The sequence below is a fragment of the Chloracidobacterium sp. genome (assembly GCA_015075585.1).
In the GTDB taxonomy this organism is placed as follows: domain Bacteria; phylum Acidobacteriota; class Blastocatellia; order Pyrinomonadales; family Pyrinomonadaceae; genus OLB17.
Genome location: JABTUB010000001.1, coordinates 455,948 through 470,220, shown reverse-complemented (window position 1 = coordinate 470,220; position 14,273 = coordinate 455,948). Strand labels below are relative to the sequence as shown.

General features: G+C 54.5%; 14 protein-coding genes. 10 read left to right on the top strand and 4 right to left on the bottom strand.

Annotated features, from left to right (window positions below; all coding sequences use genetic code 11):
* Positions 1-207: 207 nt before the first annotated feature.
* Positions 208-2,721, top strand: a complete 2,514-nt coding sequence (locus tag HS105_02125; GenBank protein ID MBE7515398.1) for an adenosylcobalamin-dependent ribonucleoside-diphosphate reductase — start codon at positions 208-210, stop codon at positions 2,719-2,721.
* Positions 2,722-2,795: 74 nt separating this feature from the next.
* On the opposite strand, the gene HS105_02120 is transcribed toward HS105_02125, so the two are convergent.
* Both HS105_02120 and pepP read right to left on the bottom strand, forming a co-directional pair.
* The gene (locus tag HS105_02120) at positions 2,796-3,209 is read right to left on the bottom strand and encodes a DoxX family protein (protein ID MBE7515397.1); all 414 of its coding nucleotides are present in this window, start codon (positions 3,207-3,209) and stop codon (positions 2,796-2,798) included.
* 9 nt (positions 3,210-3,218) lie between these two features.
* Positions 3,219-4,526 (bottom strand): Xaa-Pro aminopeptidase, encoded by a 1,308-nt coding sequence (gene pepP / locus HS105_02115; GenBank protein MBE7515396.1) that lies wholly within the window; start codon positions 4,524-4,526, stop codon positions 3,219-3,221.
* An 80-nt stretch (positions 4,527-4,606) separates the two neighbouring features.
* On the opposite strand from pepP, the gene HS105_02110 reads away from it, so the two are divergent.
* From HS105_02110 to queC, 7 genes are all read left to right on the top strand, one after another.
* Entirely contained in the window at positions 4,607-5,209 is a 603-nt protein-coding gene (locus HS105_02110; protein ID MBE7515395.1) for a hypothetical protein, read from the top strand.
* Between the two features lie 22 nt (positions 5,210-5,231).
* Positions 5,232-5,819, top strand: coding sequence for a hypothetical protein (locus HS105_02105; protein MBE7515394.1), 588 nt, complete (start codon positions 5,232-5,234; stop codon positions 5,817-5,819).
* Between the two features lie 10 nt (positions 5,820-5,829).
* Positions 5,830-6,834, top strand: coding sequence for a hypothetical protein (locus tag HS105_02100; GenBank protein ID MBE7515393.1), 1,005 nt, complete (start codon positions 5,830-5,832; stop codon positions 6,832-6,834).
* A gap of 82 nt (positions 6,835-6,916) precedes the next feature.
* On the top strand, positions 6,917-7,282 hold the full coding sequence (locus HS105_02095; GenBank protein MBE7515392.1) for a hypothetical protein: 366 nt from the start codon (positions 6,917-6,919) through the stop codon (positions 7,280-7,282).
* Positions 7,283-7,287: 5 nt separating this feature from the next.
* Entirely contained in the window at positions 7,288-7,758 is a 471-nt protein-coding gene (locus tag HS105_02090; protein ID MBE7515391.1) for a hypothetical protein, read from the top strand.
* Positions 7,759-7,764: 6 nt separating this feature from the next.
* Positions 7,765-8,409 (top strand): radical SAM protein, encoded by a 645-nt coding sequence (locus HS105_02085; GenBank protein ID MBE7515390.1) that lies wholly within the window; start codon positions 7,765-7,767, stop codon positions 8,407-8,409.
* Positions 8,410-8,504: 95 nt separating this feature from the next.
* Positions 8,505-9,179 (top strand): 7-cyano-7-deazaguanine synthase QueC, encoded by a 675-nt coding sequence (queC, locus tag HS105_02080; GenBank protein MBE7515389.1) that lies wholly within the window; start codon positions 8,505-8,507, stop codon positions 9,177-9,179.
* On the opposite strand, the gene HS105_02075 is transcribed toward queC, so the two are convergent.
* Together HS105_02075 and HS105_02070 are read right to left on the bottom strand one after the other, a co-directional pair.
* Positions 9,176-9,838, bottom strand: coding sequence for a hypothetical protein (locus HS105_02075; GenBank protein MBE7515388.1), 663 nt, complete (start codon positions 9,836-9,838; stop codon positions 9,176-9,178). The genes queC and HS105_02075 overlap by 4 nt on opposite strands.
* Before the next feature lie 3 nt (positions 9,839-9,841).
* Complete coding sequence (locus HS105_02070; protein ID MBE7515387.1) at positions 9,842-11,119, bottom strand: insulinase family protein; 1,278 nt, start codon at positions 11,117-11,119, stop codon at positions 9,842-9,844.
* 154 nt (positions 11,120-11,273) lie between these two features.
* Between HS105_02070 and HS105_02065 the strand changes: the two genes are divergently transcribed.
* Together HS105_02065 and HS105_02060 are read left to right on the top strand one after the other, a co-directional pair.
* Positions 11,274-12,668, top strand: coding sequence for an HlyD family secretion protein (locus HS105_02065; protein ID MBE7515386.1), 1,395 nt, complete (start codon positions 11,274-11,276; stop codon positions 12,666-12,668).
* Complete coding sequence (locus HS105_02060) at positions 12,668-14,248, top strand: DHA2 family efflux MFS transporter permease subunit (protein MBE7515385.1); 1,581 nt, start codon at positions 12,668-12,670, stop codon at positions 14,246-14,248. Before HS105_02065 ends, HS105_02060 begins: the two co-directional genes overlap by 1 nt.
* Positions 14,249-14,273: the final 25 nt, after the last annotated feature.

The window sequence follows — 14,273 nt, the reverse complement described above, 5'->3', positions numbered from 1 at the left end:
AACATTAACTTACACTCGTAGGTGTTGTAATCATTGCGCTTACTCGGCCAATAATATCAAAAAATGCAATTGACTTTCCGATTTTACTCGGCTAGACTGCCCTACATCGGTGATCAAACCACTTCCAAAACGTAGAAATTTAGCCTAGAGGCAGCGGCCTCGTGAGACTGTACGGCTATTATAAGCCGTAATGAGGAGAAGTATCTTATGACGAGCATTTTTGACCCTAATTTTACCGGAACGACGACAGTCGAACACGCAAACGGCACCGGAACCGCCGCCGGCCGAGAGTTTGCACCTTTAGGCCTAAATGCTCAAAGAGTGGTCGCAAAACGGTACGCTACAAAAGGTCTTGACGGCGAGCCGCTCGAAACGTGGCAGGACATCGTCCGCCGCGTCGTCGGTCATATTTCAAAGGCCGAGCCTGACCCGATCAGGCAAAATCAATTTTATAACGAAATGGCTCCGGTAATGTTCGCCCGCGAGTTCATACCGAACACGCCGTGTCTCGTAAATGCGGGCAAACCCAAGGGTCAGCTTGCCGCGTGTTTTGTCCTGAATGTGCCCGATTCGATCGACGGAATAATGGAGCACGCAAAAAATGTCGCGATCATCCACCAGACTGGCGGCGGAACGGGCATGACCTACGAATTCCTTCGGCCTGCCGGTGCTATGGTCCAATCGACGCGAGGCGTGGCTTCGGGGCCTGTCTCATTCATGAACATCGTTAACCAGACGACCGAGGTCGTAAAGCAGGGCGGCGTTCGGCGCGGCGCTAATATGGGCATCCTGAGCGTTTCGCACCCGGACATGCTTCGCTTTATACATGCGAAGAACGACCAGACGAGTCTTACGAACTTCAACATCTCAGTAACCGTTACCGATCTTTTCATGGATGCCGTCGATAACGGCACGTGGTATCAGACGGAATTTGACGGTGAACCGTGGACAAGCCCTATCTTTGACGCGGCGACCGGCAGCCCGTATGTCGTTTACCGCAAGCCCGACGGCTCAACGGTAACGTTTGCCGATAAACTCGCATTCGAGACCGCCGACCTGACCGACTGCGTTATCGAAGAGCCGCCGATGGACGGCATGATCTACGCTCCGGACATCTGGAACAGGATCATCGCGTCGGCACACAAATACGCTGAGCCGGGCATCATTTTCATTGACGAAGTGAACCGCCACAACCATTTGATGGCATCGATGGGGCCGATCTACGCATGCAATCCTTGCGGCGAGCAGCAGCTTCACTTCAATAACTCCTGCAATCTCGGCTCGATAGATGTTGCGAAATTCTATTCAAGCACTGCCGAGGACGGCGGCTATATTGATTGGGAACGCCTCGCAAGCGTTACGCATATTTGCACCCGCTTTCTCGATAACGTCGTAGATGCCGGTTATTTCCCGCTGCCTGAGATCGACGAGGTAGTAAAGCGCACACGCCCGGTCGGTCTCGGTATTATGGGCTTTGCCGACCTTTGCCTCAAGCTTGGCATTACTTACGGCAGTGATGAGTCACTTCAGCTGATCGAGCGCCTGATGGGCTTTGTACGCCGCGAATCATGGATGGCGAGCCTGAACCTCGGCCGTGAGAAAGGTACGTTCCCTGAGTTCGAAGCGAATCGTGAGGCTTATTCCAAGTTCATTTACGAGGACATCGGCATCTCGCGCGAGGTTCCTCTTACGCCGCGAAATTACGAGGTTACGACCATCGCTCCTACAGGAACGATCTCGCTTGTTGCCGAAACATCGTCAGGCATCGAACCGAACTTCTCATGGGCATACGTTCGCCACGATACGCTCGGCACGCGCACATACGTTCATACCGCAGCCGCCGAGGCGCTCGGGATGACGGTCGATCAGACCAACGAGGAATCGATAACGAACGCTGCTGAATTTGTCGTCGATCACGAGGCCAATTTGCCGAAGCATTTCATTTCGGCAATGGAGATCAGCTCGGTCGAGCACGTCAAAGTGCTTGCGGCAGCCCAAAAGCACGTTGACAACGCCATCTCAAAAACCTGTAATGGTGCAAAGGATGATACCGTCGAATCCGTTGATGAACTCTATCATCTGGCACGCAGCCTCGGCTGTAAGGCGGTCAGCTACTATCGCGACGGCAGCCGCGAGGGCCAAGTGCTCAACGCTATGAAGACCTCGGAGGCGGAAACAAAACAAGAGGAAGCTGCAGAGGAGGCCGCCGATAGCACTTCATACTCACAGGCATCGGATGTTGACACGTCGGTGCGTGTCGAGCGCCCGCGTGAGCTTCAGGGTTCGACATGGCGCATTCCTTTCGAGGGCCAGAACCTTTATGTTACCGTAAATCATGACGGACGCCGTATTCTCGAGGTATTCGTTGTCGGCCCGATAAGCGCCGGTGTCGGCCTGCTTGCTTCAAAGATGCTCCGCGGCGGCTTTGACGTTCGCGATGTTGCCCGAAGCCTCGATAAAGTAACGGCTACACACGCGGTTTGGTTCAACGAACGGCTCCTCACGTCGCCCGAGCAAGCGGTCGCCGAGTGCCTCTCGCTTGTTGATCGTCGGCTAAAAAATATGCCGGAATCGCAGCGTTCAACAGGCCACGCTGAAGGTATCAAAACTGATCGTGCTATGGCGAATATGGTCGGCAAATGCCCGGAGTGCGGCGGCCAGCTTGAGCACGCATCGGGCTGCGATTCATGTCGTGATTGCGGTTACTCAAAATGTAAATAGCCGCGGCTGAACGAACTTAAAGCCGGTGCCGTCCAAAAACGGCGCCGGCTTTCTTATTCTCCGAGGCAGTACTTTCAGATGCCCTTCGGCATCGAAAGATACATTGCGATGAGTTCGAGTATAAAGTACGGCACCAGGACTGCGGCTCCCGGATAATCCTTTGCGATCCTTTGCCCGACGAACAGCGCACTCAAGGTCAACGCACCAAGGATAGACGCAATAAAAATAACGATCGTTGAACCGGCGGCGAAGAAATAAATGGTCCCTGCGGCAGCGGCAATGCCCGTAAGCAGTTCGAGAACCGTTATTTGAGCGAGCATCACAGGCACCATACCCGCAACGAACGTCTTAGAAAAATGGCCGGTCAGCCACTCAAGGTTCCCTTTCCGGTCAAAGACCTTGTCAAGGCCCGATTGAAGAAAAAGGATCGCCGTGAACATCGCGGCAAAAAGCAGCGGCAATTCCCTTATGATGTCCGTATATTTCATCGCCTTTCGTTACCGCTTCGAGCCTCGCATAATAGCCTCGATCTCGTCAGGATCCTTTGTAACCTTTGCCGTCATGTTACGGTTACCGTCCTTCGTTACAAGCACATCGTCCTCGATGCGGATGCCAATGCCGCGATACTTTGCGGGAGCCGTTCTATCATCAGGCGGAATGTAAAGCCCCGGCTCGACCGTAAGTACCATTCCCGGAGCGAACGGCTTGGAGCGGCGAGCCTGCTGGTCGGTAAAGTAGCGGCCTGCATCGTGGACATCGAGGCCTAAATAATGCCCAACGCCGTGCATATAATATTTCATATACGCCTTTTTCTTGATCAGGTCAGACGTCTTGCCTTTCAAAAGGCCGAGCTTTTTCATACCTTCGGTCAAGAGTTCGATCGAGTGGTCCTGCCTCGCTTTTACGGTGTTGCCGGCCACGGTATAGTCGATACAATTTAGCTGCACGTCAAGCACGACATCGTAAACCTCACGCTGCGCCTGCGTAAATTTGCCGTTAACCGGAAAGGTCCGCGTGATGTCTGATGCATACCCTTGATATTCCGCTCCCGCATCGATCAGCACAAGGTCGCCGTCCTTTAGCGGCATATTATTCTCGATATAATGCAGGATCGTCGCGTTGTCGCCGCCGCCGATTATCGAGTTGTACGAAACTCCGCTCGCACCCTTGTCGCGCATATAAGCCTCCATAAGGGCCTCGACCTGCGCCTCGTTCATTCCGGGCCTGACCTTTTTCATCGCCAAGATGTGTGCCTCTGCGGCGATAGTGGCCGCCGTCTGCATCAGCTCGACCTCTTTGGCAGATTTGTGAAGGCGCATCTCGCCGATGATCGGTGTCGGATCTATGATCGTATGCGGCGGATATGCGGCCTTTAACCGACGCACACGCTGCTCTGTCAAATAACCGAGTATCATCCGATCAAGTTCCCGATCGACAGCAAAACGGTAGTAGAGCTTTTCGTGGCCGTTCAACAGTTTGCCAAGGTCGGCACCGAACCGCTCGATCGAAAAGGCCTTATCGGCGGCAAAGTTCTTCACGGCGCCGTCAACGCCCTGCCGGCGGCCGAACCATGTCTCCATCAGCGGGTCGCGCGGCCGCACATAAAGCGCGAACGGCGTTTTGCTGTCCTTTGTGATAACGGCAATGGCATCAGGCTCAGGAAAACCGGTCAGGTACCAAAAGTCCGAATCCTGACGGAACTTAAATTCCGTATCGTAACTTCGCGTCTGCTCGTGTGCCGCCGGGATGATAGCCACCGAACCCGGCTCCATCTGATCGAAAAATCGTTTTAATTCTGCTCGCATACTGCAAATGAGTTTATCTTAAATCGTTCATAATCTGAATTCTGCTATACTGCCTCAGACAATTGCAGAGGTTCAAAGTTATGAAACAGACATTTTTCTTATTTGCGGTGGTCGCGTCGTTGGCTTTAGCCGGCCTTGCGAATACTCCGCCGCCGACACCGAAACCCAACAAGTCGCGAACCGTCGATACCGATCTGATCATAGAATTGGATACCAGAGCGAAGGATGCGACGCTTTATATTCCGCGAGATCAGATCAAACAACTCCGTGCGGAACTCGAACAGATCGACAGCGGCGACTCGACCGCTGCTGTAACAACCGACGGCAGCGTGCCCGGCATATTCACACGCACACAAACATTTGCGACCGGCCTGCTTCTTAGCCTCGCGATCGTCTTTGGCGGTGTTTGGTTCTTTAGAAAAAAGGCGGCTGTGCCGAGCGGCGTCAAGACAGCGGTCATTGCATTGGCGGCTGCAGGCCTCGCATCAACTGCTACGTTTGTTTACGCGAATGTCGGTCCGCCGCTCGTAGCAAGAAGGATCTCCGCCGCCCTTTTTAACGATGCGGTGCGGCAGTACGGTCGGGCCGTCGGCAAGATCAAGCTCGCCGTTGAAACCGACTACTCGATACCACGGCTCGTCGTACCGGATCCTCCCGCGAAAGAAGAAGGGCCTAAGGAGTAACAGTATTTATTTGGAAAAAATTATGAAGAAACTGATCTGTATCGCCTTTACCGTCGCGGCCCTCTCGCTGGCCGCCTTTGCCGACATCGCTCGTCCTGACCGTTCGCCGAACCGCGTTGTAAAACCGGTTCCGAGCACGTCCGGTACAATGACCATTCGGATCGATCCGAATGTCAAACAGCCCACGCTCCGCCTGCCGGCGAGCGTTCTGAGCAAACTCCGCGCTGAGAATGATACCGCCGAAACTGAGCTGAATACTGCATCTGCGGGTACTTCATCATCACGGCTGCAAACGCTGATGACCGGAATGCTCTTAAGCTTCGCCATTGTGTTCGGCGGTGTTTGGGTGTTTCGCAAGGGTCGAAATGCGTCAGGTGCCGACAAGGCTTTCGCGATAATGGCCGCAGCGGCCATCGTCGCTGCTGCTGCTTCATTCGCCTACGCCGATCTGGCACTGCCGGAGGCGCGAGCCATTACGAACAGGATATTCAATACGAGCGAGCTTGGCCCGCGAAGTTCGGTAACCGACAGCAACATTCGCATCGAGCAGTCAACCGGCCGCGAGATAGAACTGCTCGTTCCTGATACCGACGCTCCCGCAGGAAAATAGACAGAACGAGGTGCAGGAGATCCGGCAGGCAAGATACGGCTTTACGAGCGCACAATACCTTGTGGCCGCTTTTGCCGCGTCGTGCGCCGTCGCCGCGATAGCGATCGGAGCATCTCCGTTGACCGCTTCGCTCGCAACGATCTTCCTCTTCGCCGGCGCACATAACGTGATGGAGTTCCGATACTTCGTCACCCGAATGCCGCGGCGTTGGGGGCATTCACGAAGCTATTATCTGTTCGCCATGGCCGGCGTGGTCCTGCTCGCCGCTCTCTATATCACAATTTACTTCTCGTCGGACAGTTGGCTTTGGAGCCCTTCGACGTGGTTCGCAGCCACGGCTTCGTGGAACACCGCTTTCATATTGTGGGTAGGCACATTGTTCTATATGCGAGGCCGCCAGCGGCCGCGAAGCGATTGGTCGTGGGCGTTTCCGGCCGCACTCCTTCTCGCAGCCCTTGCATGGGCAGTGCCGCAATATTGGAGCCTCGCTCTCGTTTACCTGCATCCTTTCATCGCGATGTGGTTCCTCGAACGCCAGATACGCCGAACCAAGCCCGAATGGCTTAGGGCGTATCACTATTGTCTAGCGATGATACCGATATTTGTCGGCGCTCTGTGGCTGTACTTCGCGAATGCACCGAACCTGCCGCAGGATACACGGCTTTTCTGGCGAATATCGCAGCATGCCGGCAGCGAGATCCTGCCGGGCATTTCGAGTCATTTCCTTGTCGCTGCGCACGTATTTCTCGAGTCGATCCATTACTTTGTTTGGATACTGCTTATCCCTTTGATCGACAAACGTGCCGTGCCGTGGCGGCTGAGCGGAATACCGTTATTCTCAGGAAAGGACGGCTTTCCGAAGCTGGTTGCCGCCGCATTGGCGATCGGCGTTGTTGTGATACTGGTGTTGTGGCTTGGCTTTGCGGTCGATTATTCAACCACACGCGATATCTATTTCGCGTTTGCCATAGGCCATGTTATGGCTGAATTTCCGTTCCTGATAAAGATGCTCTGATCGGCGTATGTTCCTATTTGACCTTGCAGAAGAACCTGTCAGAACCGTTCAGAGCCTGCCGATGAGCGAGCTTTGGACGTTCCTGCCGATAGGATATCTGCTAACCATTATCATCGAAACAGCCGTCCTGCTTGTCGGCCTGCCTTCAAAGGTAACGCTCAAACAGAAGCTATTCTGCGGCATCTGGCTCACAGCCTGTACATATCCGATCGTGATACTTGTACTGCCGGCACTCTTCTACGGCTCGTCGCGTGCACTTTACCTGCTGATCGCGGAAACGTTCGCTCCGGTCGCCGAGTGCCTGTTGTTCCGGCTTGCGTTCCGTTCGCGTGACGATCTGAGCACATCAGATTGGATACGCAGTTACGCGGCGATCATCCTTGCAAATCTCGCCTCGTTCGGCGCGGGTGAGGTCTTGAACAGCTATAATTGGTTCGGAGTGTTTTGAACTGTATGAAAAAATTGCTTTTAGCCGCCTTTCTTACCGGACTGATCTCGGCCTCGGCATTCGCACAAAAGGCCTACGAGACGTATTTCAACGATCGATTTTCGTTCTCGATAGATTATCCGAGCGACCTTCTCATAATGCAGGATCCGCCGGCGAACAACGACGGCCGCACATTCTTGTCCCCGAACGGGCTTATCGAGATGCGTGTTTGGGGCTCGAACAACGCATTGCTGCGCAGCCTGAAACAGGAATATAACAGTGCGATAAAGGATCTCGGCGTCAAGCCTTCATACAAGCTGCTTCAGAGGAACGGCTTTGTCGTTTCGGGGCAAAAGAAAGGCATCATCACTTATCAGAAAACACTGTTCAGCGATAATGTCTTCTACACCTTCTTGATCGAGTATCCGGCAAAAGATAAAAAGCTTTACGACGCGATGGTAACGCGGATCGCACGTTCATTTAAGATCGAGGGGTAATACAGAATGGACCTTCGCATCACAGAGATCTTCCTGTCGATACAGGGCGAATCTTCGCACGCCGGACGGCCTTGCTCCTTTGTACGGCTGACCGGCTGCCCAATGCGCTGCACTTGGTGCGACAGCGAATATACATTTACGGGCGGTGAGCGAATGCCGTTCGATGCGATCTTTGAAAAACTCGACGAGTTCGGCTGCGGCCTTGTCGAAGTTACGGGCGGCGAGCCGCTTGCGCAAAAGAATGTGTTCCCTTTTATCACCGAACTTTGCGACCGCGGTTACGAGGTGCTGATCGAAACAGGCGGCTTCGTTTCGACCGAACTTGTCGATCCGCGGGCAACGATCATCCTCGATGTAAAGTGCCCCGCGTCAGGCGAGTCTGAACGCAATCACTGGCCGAACCTCGAGCGGCTGCGGCCCGAAAAGGACGAGGTGAAATTCGTTATCGCGGATATGAACGATTGGCAGTTCGCTCTTGATATAACCGAGCGGTACGGCCTTGAAAGGCATACAAAAGAGCTGCTGATCTCGCCCGTCTTCGGCATCGATATGCGGCCGCTCGCACAAGCAGTCGCAAAAAGCGGCCTGCCGATCCGATTCAATCTGCAAGTGCATAAATACGTTTGGGGAGCCGATGTTCACGGCGTTTGAAATCTGCCGGTCAAGAGAGTTTTGTATGCGATCTTGACAGTAGAACGGCCCGTTTCCGGTATTCGCGGTGATATACGCGATCTGCCATTTTTTCTATGAGATCGATATCTATCGTCCTTGTTTCAGGCGGAATGGACAGTTGCGTAACGGCCGCGATCGCTGCGGCGGCAAACTGCAACCTTGTATTCCTTCATATTTCCTACGGACAGCGTACGGAAGAAAGAGAGCGGAGAGCATTTAACGACATTGCCGATCATTTCGGCGTCAAGGATCGCCTCGATGTCTCGATCGAGTATCTTGCAAAGATCGGAGGTTCGTCGCTGACGGATGAAGCGATCGCGGTCTCTGACGCCGATCTTGAGTCAAAAACCGTGCCGACGAGCTACGTTCCGTTCCGCAACGCGAATATGCTCGCGATAGCGACGAGCTGGGCCGAGGTCATCGGTGCAGATTCGATCTTTATCGGCGCGGTCTTTGAGGATTCGAGCGGTTATCCTGACTGCCGCCCGCAATTCTATGATGCATTTCAGCAGACGATGAACGAAGGCACCAAACCCGACACGCATATCGAGATACGTACACCGATCATTCACCTCTCAAAGGCCGAGATCGTTAAGCGAGGGCTTGAACTCGATGCTCCGCTGCATCTTACGTGGTCTTGTTACCGCTCGAACGGGCCGGCGGCATGCGGAACGTGCGATTCGTGTGCGCTGCGGCTGCGCGGCTTTGCACAAGCCGGCGTTGCAGATCCTATCGAGTACGCGGACTAACTTTGCTCTTCAGCACTGTCGTCGGCGGACCGCAGCTCCAGCTTTTTCTCTTCGAGGATCCGAATTCTCGCTTTAAGCTCTTCTATCTCGGCCTCGATCCCGGCCGCATCAGGCCCGCGGCTGAGCTTATGAAATACCGGCGTCATTACCGTTACCGCGCCTATGAGAATGGCGAGAACGCCGATGATCCTAAAGATAATATCGCCGTTGCCGTCGGGCTCGAACCACAGCAGGAACAGCAGGATGCCGACAAGGCTGCCGTCCAGTATGAGTGCCGCGGTGCGCGACCACGAAAAGCGATGATCGAGCCGTGCCAATGACAATAACGAGATGTGTGCGAATGCGACCGCTGCGATCAGCGCCGTAAGTTCGGTCTTTACGAAGATCGTGCCCTCGGCCGATCTCCAGATCGTCACAAGCGTCATCACGCCTGCGATCACCGTGCTGATCACGCCGGCGATCGGCAATAACGCGGCCCGCTCCGTCTCGTAATATGCGCCGCATGCAAGGCCGAGTATGCTCATGACCGTGATCGTGAGCGTCGTCAGCAATATGCGCACTTCCGTATCGCCATAATCGCCGAGAAGAATGACAACTATCCCAAGAACAGCGCTGACCGTAACCGATGCGATCAATGAGTAGAGAAATATTCGTTTCATGGCTCAGACGGTCAATATCGAATGATCGAGCGACAACTCGTCAATATCGCCCAGTGCAGCAAATGCAAGCTTGTCGGTCGAGAAGAACTCTGCGGCAAGTGCCCCGCAGTCATCGGCAGAAACGCTGTCAATTTGGTCCATCACCTCTTCGATCGTTATCTGCCGCCCGTGTGTCATTTCCGATTGTGCAAGCGAAGCGGTCCGCGATGCGGAATCTTCGAGCGATAACAACAGTGATGTACGAGCCTGCTCCTTTGCAAGTTCAAGTTCGTCATCCGTAACGCCGTCCTTTGCGACGGCACTCATTTCCGCGACAGAGATCTTGACGGCCTCTTCGAGGTGCTCGGGAGCCGTTGCGGCAGATACCGAAAATATCCCGCAATCTCGGAATAATGTCGCCGCCGCACCGACCGAGTAAGCAAGGCCCCGCTGCTCGCGTATCTGCTGCCAAAGCCGGCTCGATGTGCCGCCGCCGATCAAATTTGCAAGTATGTCGGCCGCATAGCGACGCGGATCGCCGGCTCCGACAAGCGGTGCGGCCAATATGAAGTGTGCCTGCTCCAGAGTCTCGTTCGCTTTGACGATAAAAGGGGCGGCAGGCTGCGGCTCATTTTTCACAATTTGTCTCGGCGCCTCGCTCCCGTTCGGGGTTGCAAATCCGTAACGGATCGCCATCTCGACAAGAGCGTCGTGGTCGATATTACCCGCGGCCGCAATGACAAGTTCTGCGGCTGTGAACCTCGCTTTGTGATACCGTTCAGTGATGTCGTGATCAAAGCTGTTCACACTCGCGGCCGTTCCGGCGATGTTCTTGCCCAACGGATGACCGGCAAAATACGCTTCGGCAAAGACCTCACCGAGATGATCCTCGGGCGAGTCCTCGACCATCTTCAGCTCCTCGATTATCACCTTTTGCTCACTTTTTAGGTCGGGTTCGGCAAATCGCGGTTCCAGTAGCATATCCGCGATCAGATCGAAGGCACGCGGCAAACGGTCGTCTATCACCTTTATCGCAAAGCCGGTCTCTTCATGCGTCGTAAAGGCATCGAGGTTGCCGCCAAGCCGATCTTGTTCGATGGCGATATCGAGCGCCGTTCGCCGTGATGTACCTTTGAAGACCGTGTGTTCGATGAAATGCGAAATGCCGTTGAGCCCTTCCGGCTCGTCGCGTGCGCCCACGCGAAAAAAGAAACCGAGCGTAGCACTGCGCGCGCCTTCCATTCTGTCCGAAAGGACGACCGCACCGCTGTCGAGCCGTGTTTCATTTATCGAATCTTTCATTTAGATCACGGCAGAAAAAGAGCGCTCATCGAGCAGTTGGTCCGGCCGTCTTCAGATAATAGCAGATGCCGAAAATGTACGCAGTCCGGTATTGACAACAGAAGGTGGTTTTGCCAAAGTTAGTGATTACTTACTAACAATTGTTAGTTGATCGATGAGCGACGAAGACGATAATGAGACAGTGAGCGAACCGGCCGCTACAACCCCTGCGGCATCCGAAGATGATCCTTCGGAAAGCTCTGCTCAGCCAAAGAACGGCAAGCGGCGGCGGATATTCATTTTTGCGGGAACAGGTGCGTTGCTTTTGTGCATCGTAGGTTTCGGTTATTGGCTTTACGCGCGCCAATTCGAATCGACCGATGATGCCTTTATCGAAGGCGACATCGTGCAGATCAGCCCGCGCGTCTCGGCCCATGTAAAAAAGATCTATGTATCGGACAATCAGCTTGTCCACAAAGGCGATCTGCTTGTTGAGCTTAGCACCGAAGACCTCGAAGTAAAGCTTGAACAGGCAAAAGCCGAGCTCGCAAATGCCAACAGTCAATATCAGCACGCTGTTGCGAGCACCGACCTGACGGCGAGTACAACACACGCTGCAAAGCTGCAGGCACGTTCAAACGTATCAACGACAACGGGCAATATCGAACAGAACCGCCTCGCGGCAAACAGCCGCAGGGCACAAGTTACGCAAGCCGAGGCCGCAGTAAGGACGGCGACGGCGAACCTCGCACAAGCACAGGCACAGGTCGCTCAACCTGAGTCCGACGTACGTCTTGCCCAACTCGAATACGATCGCCGCCTCGCTTTATTCAACAAAGGCGACATTTCGCAGCAATCGGTCGATCAAGCCCTCAATCAATTACAGAACGCAAGATCGCGTCTCGACGCGGCTCACCGTCAGGTCGATTCGGCCCGTTCGCGTGTTGATGAATCGAAGGCCGCGGTCCTTACCGCCACCGAGAACTATCGGCAATCGCTCGCGCAGGTCAACGTCAGCCGCTCGCAGGCTGATGAGTCGATGGGCCGTCTCGCCCAAGCCGACACGGCCCCGGAGCAGATCGCCGTTAGCCGTTCGCAGATAGAAACGGCGGCGGCTGCACAGGCGGCGGCCGAGGCGGCGGTACATCAGGCAGAACTCGACCTTTCATACGCAAAGATCTACGCTCCGGAAGAAGGCCACGTTACAAAGAAGGCGGTTGAAGAAGGCCAGCTCGTCCAGATCGGAATGCCGCTGATGGCCATCTCGATGTCGAGCAATGTTTGGGTCATCGCAAATTTCAAGGAAACTCAACTTGAAAATATGCGGGTCGGCCAAGGAGTCGATATCGAGGTTGACGCGTATCCCGGGCAGAAATTCAAAGGAAAAGTTGACAGTTTTCAGGCCGGAACAGGATCGAGGTTCTCCGTGCTGCCGCCGGAGAATGCGTCGGGAAACTATGTGAAGGTCGTACAGCGGCTTCCCGTAAAGATCGTTTTTGATCAGCCGCCTGACGACATTCATCTGCTGGTACCAGGAATGTCGGTCGTACCGGTGGTCAAGGTCCGCTGATGGCCGCTGATGCCGCACAGCATGACGTATGGGTTCCGAGTTTTAACCCTTGGATCATCGCGATCTCGGTAATGCTCGCGACGGTTATGGAGGTCCTCGACACCTCTGTCGCGAATGTCGCGCTTCCGCACATTGCCGGCAACCTCTCGGCCACGAGCGAGGAAGCAACTTGGGTTCTCACAAGCTATCTCATCTCGAACGCGATCATTCTGCCGGCAACAAGCTGGATCACTAAATACATAGGCCGCAAACGCTTCCTGATAATTTGTATAACGACATTCACGCTGGCTTCGGCGCTGTGCGGTGCGGCTCCGAGCCTTGGTTTCTTGATCGCCGCCCGCGTGCTGCAAGGCATGGGCGGCGGAGCACTGCAGCCGATCGCACAGGCCGTACTGCTTGAGAGCTTCCCCATAGAGAAGCGCGGTGCGGCAATGGCTCTTTACGGAATGGGCATTGTGCTTGCGCCGATCATCGGCCCGACGCTTGGCGGCTGGATAACCGACAACTATTCCTGGCGTTGGATCTTTTACGTTAATCTGCCCGTCGGCGCGCTTGCGGCTTTTATGGCAAATTCCTTTGTTGAGGATCCGCCGTATCTTCGCGATCAGAAGCCGGGAAGGATCGACTATTTCGGATTCGGCCTTATGGCTCTCGGTCTTGGCGCCCTTGAGCTGACACTCGATCTTGGCCAGCAAAAGGATTGGTTCGAGTCGTCTGTGATCATTTTCACGGCTGCGACATCAGGCATCTCGCTGCTTGGTTTTGTCATTTGGGAACTGGTCACGCCTGAACCGATCGTCAATCTCCGCGTATTTTTGAACCGGAATTTTGCTGTAAGCTGTGCGATGATCGCCTCGCTCGGCGTCGTCCTCTATGGCTCCACCGCGCTTCTGCCACTGTTTCTGCAAACGATCCTTGGCTATCCTGCTCTCCAGAGCGGTATGGCGGTAAGCCCGCGCGGAGTCGGCTCGATAATCTCAATGGTCATTGTCGGGCGGCTTATCGGCCGTATCGATTCGCGTTACCTGATATTGTTCGGGTTCGCAACGCTTGGCATTTCGACGTATATGTTCACGGACATAAGCCTCTATATCGGCTTCTGGAGCATTGCGATACCGATGGTCATAAGCGGCTTTGCAATGGGCTTTCTTTTCCCTCCGCTTACCACAATGTCTGTGGCAACGCTTCCGCAGCGTGAGATCGGCAATGCCAGCGGCGTTTATAATCTTATGCGAAATACCGGCGGCAGCGTCGGTATCGCGATAATGATGACGCTGCTTCAGCGTCGGCAGCAGATGCACCAAAGCTACCTAAGCGAGCACTTCAATGAGTATTCACCCGCATATCAGCATCTCCTTCAGCAGATAAAGGCGGGATTGGGGGCAGCGGCCGACCCTTACACCGCTTCGCAGCAGGCGTATCAGATAATGTATGGGATGTTAGCTCGCCAAGCCGCAGTACTCGCTTATATTGATGACTTTGCCCTTATGGCCGTTCTTTGTGCCGTCTGCGTACCGGCCGTGCTCTTATTCAAAAAAATCAAGAAACCACAGCCGGGCCACTCCATAATGGCCGAATAGGATCCGCGTGCGGTTCCGAACCAGT

Coding starts and splice junctions, on each gene's coding strand:
- HS105_02125 (MBE7515398.1), top strand. CDS start 208: ATGACGAGCATTTTTGACCCTAATTTTACCGGAACGACGACAGTCGAA.
- HS105_02110 (MBE7515395.1), top strand. CDS start 4,607: ATGAAACAGACATTTTTCTTATTTGCGGTGGTCGCGTCGTTGGCTTTA.
- HS105_02060 (MBE7515385.1), top strand. CDS start 12,668: ATGGCCGCTGATGCCGCACAGCATGACGTATGGGTTCCGAGTTTTAAC.
- queC (MBE7515389.1), top strand. CDS start 8,505: ATGAGATCGATATCTATCGTCCTTGTTTCAGGCGGAATGGACAGTTGC.
- HS105_02070 (MBE7515387.1), bottom strand. CDS start 11,119: ATGAAAGATTCGATAAATGAAACACGGCTCGACAGCGGTGCGGTCGTC.
- pepP (MBE7515396.1), bottom strand. CDS start 4,526: ATGCGAGCAGAATTAAAACGATTTTTCGATCAGATGGAGCCGGGTTCG.
- HS105_02090 (MBE7515391.1), top strand. CDS start 7,288: ATGAAAAAATTGCTTTTAGCCGCCTTTCTTACCGGACTGATCTCGGCC.
- HS105_02085 (MBE7515390.1), top strand. CDS start 7,765: ATGGACCTTCGCATCACAGAGATCTTCCTGTCGATACAGGGCGAATCT.
- HS105_02075 (MBE7515388.1), bottom strand. CDS start 9,838: ATGAAACGAATATTTCTCTACTCATTGATCGCATCGGTTACGGTCAGC.
- HS105_02120 (MBE7515397.1), bottom strand. CDS start 3,209: ATGAAATATACGGACATCATAAGGGAATTGCCGCTGCTTTTTGCCGCG.
- HS105_02105 (MBE7515394.1), top strand. CDS start 5,232: ATGAAGAAACTGATCTGTATCGCCTTTACCGTCGCGGCCCTCTCGCTG.
- HS105_02065 (MBE7515386.1), top strand. CDS start 11,274: ATGAGCGACGAAGACGATAATGAGACAGTGAGCGAACCGGCCGCTACA.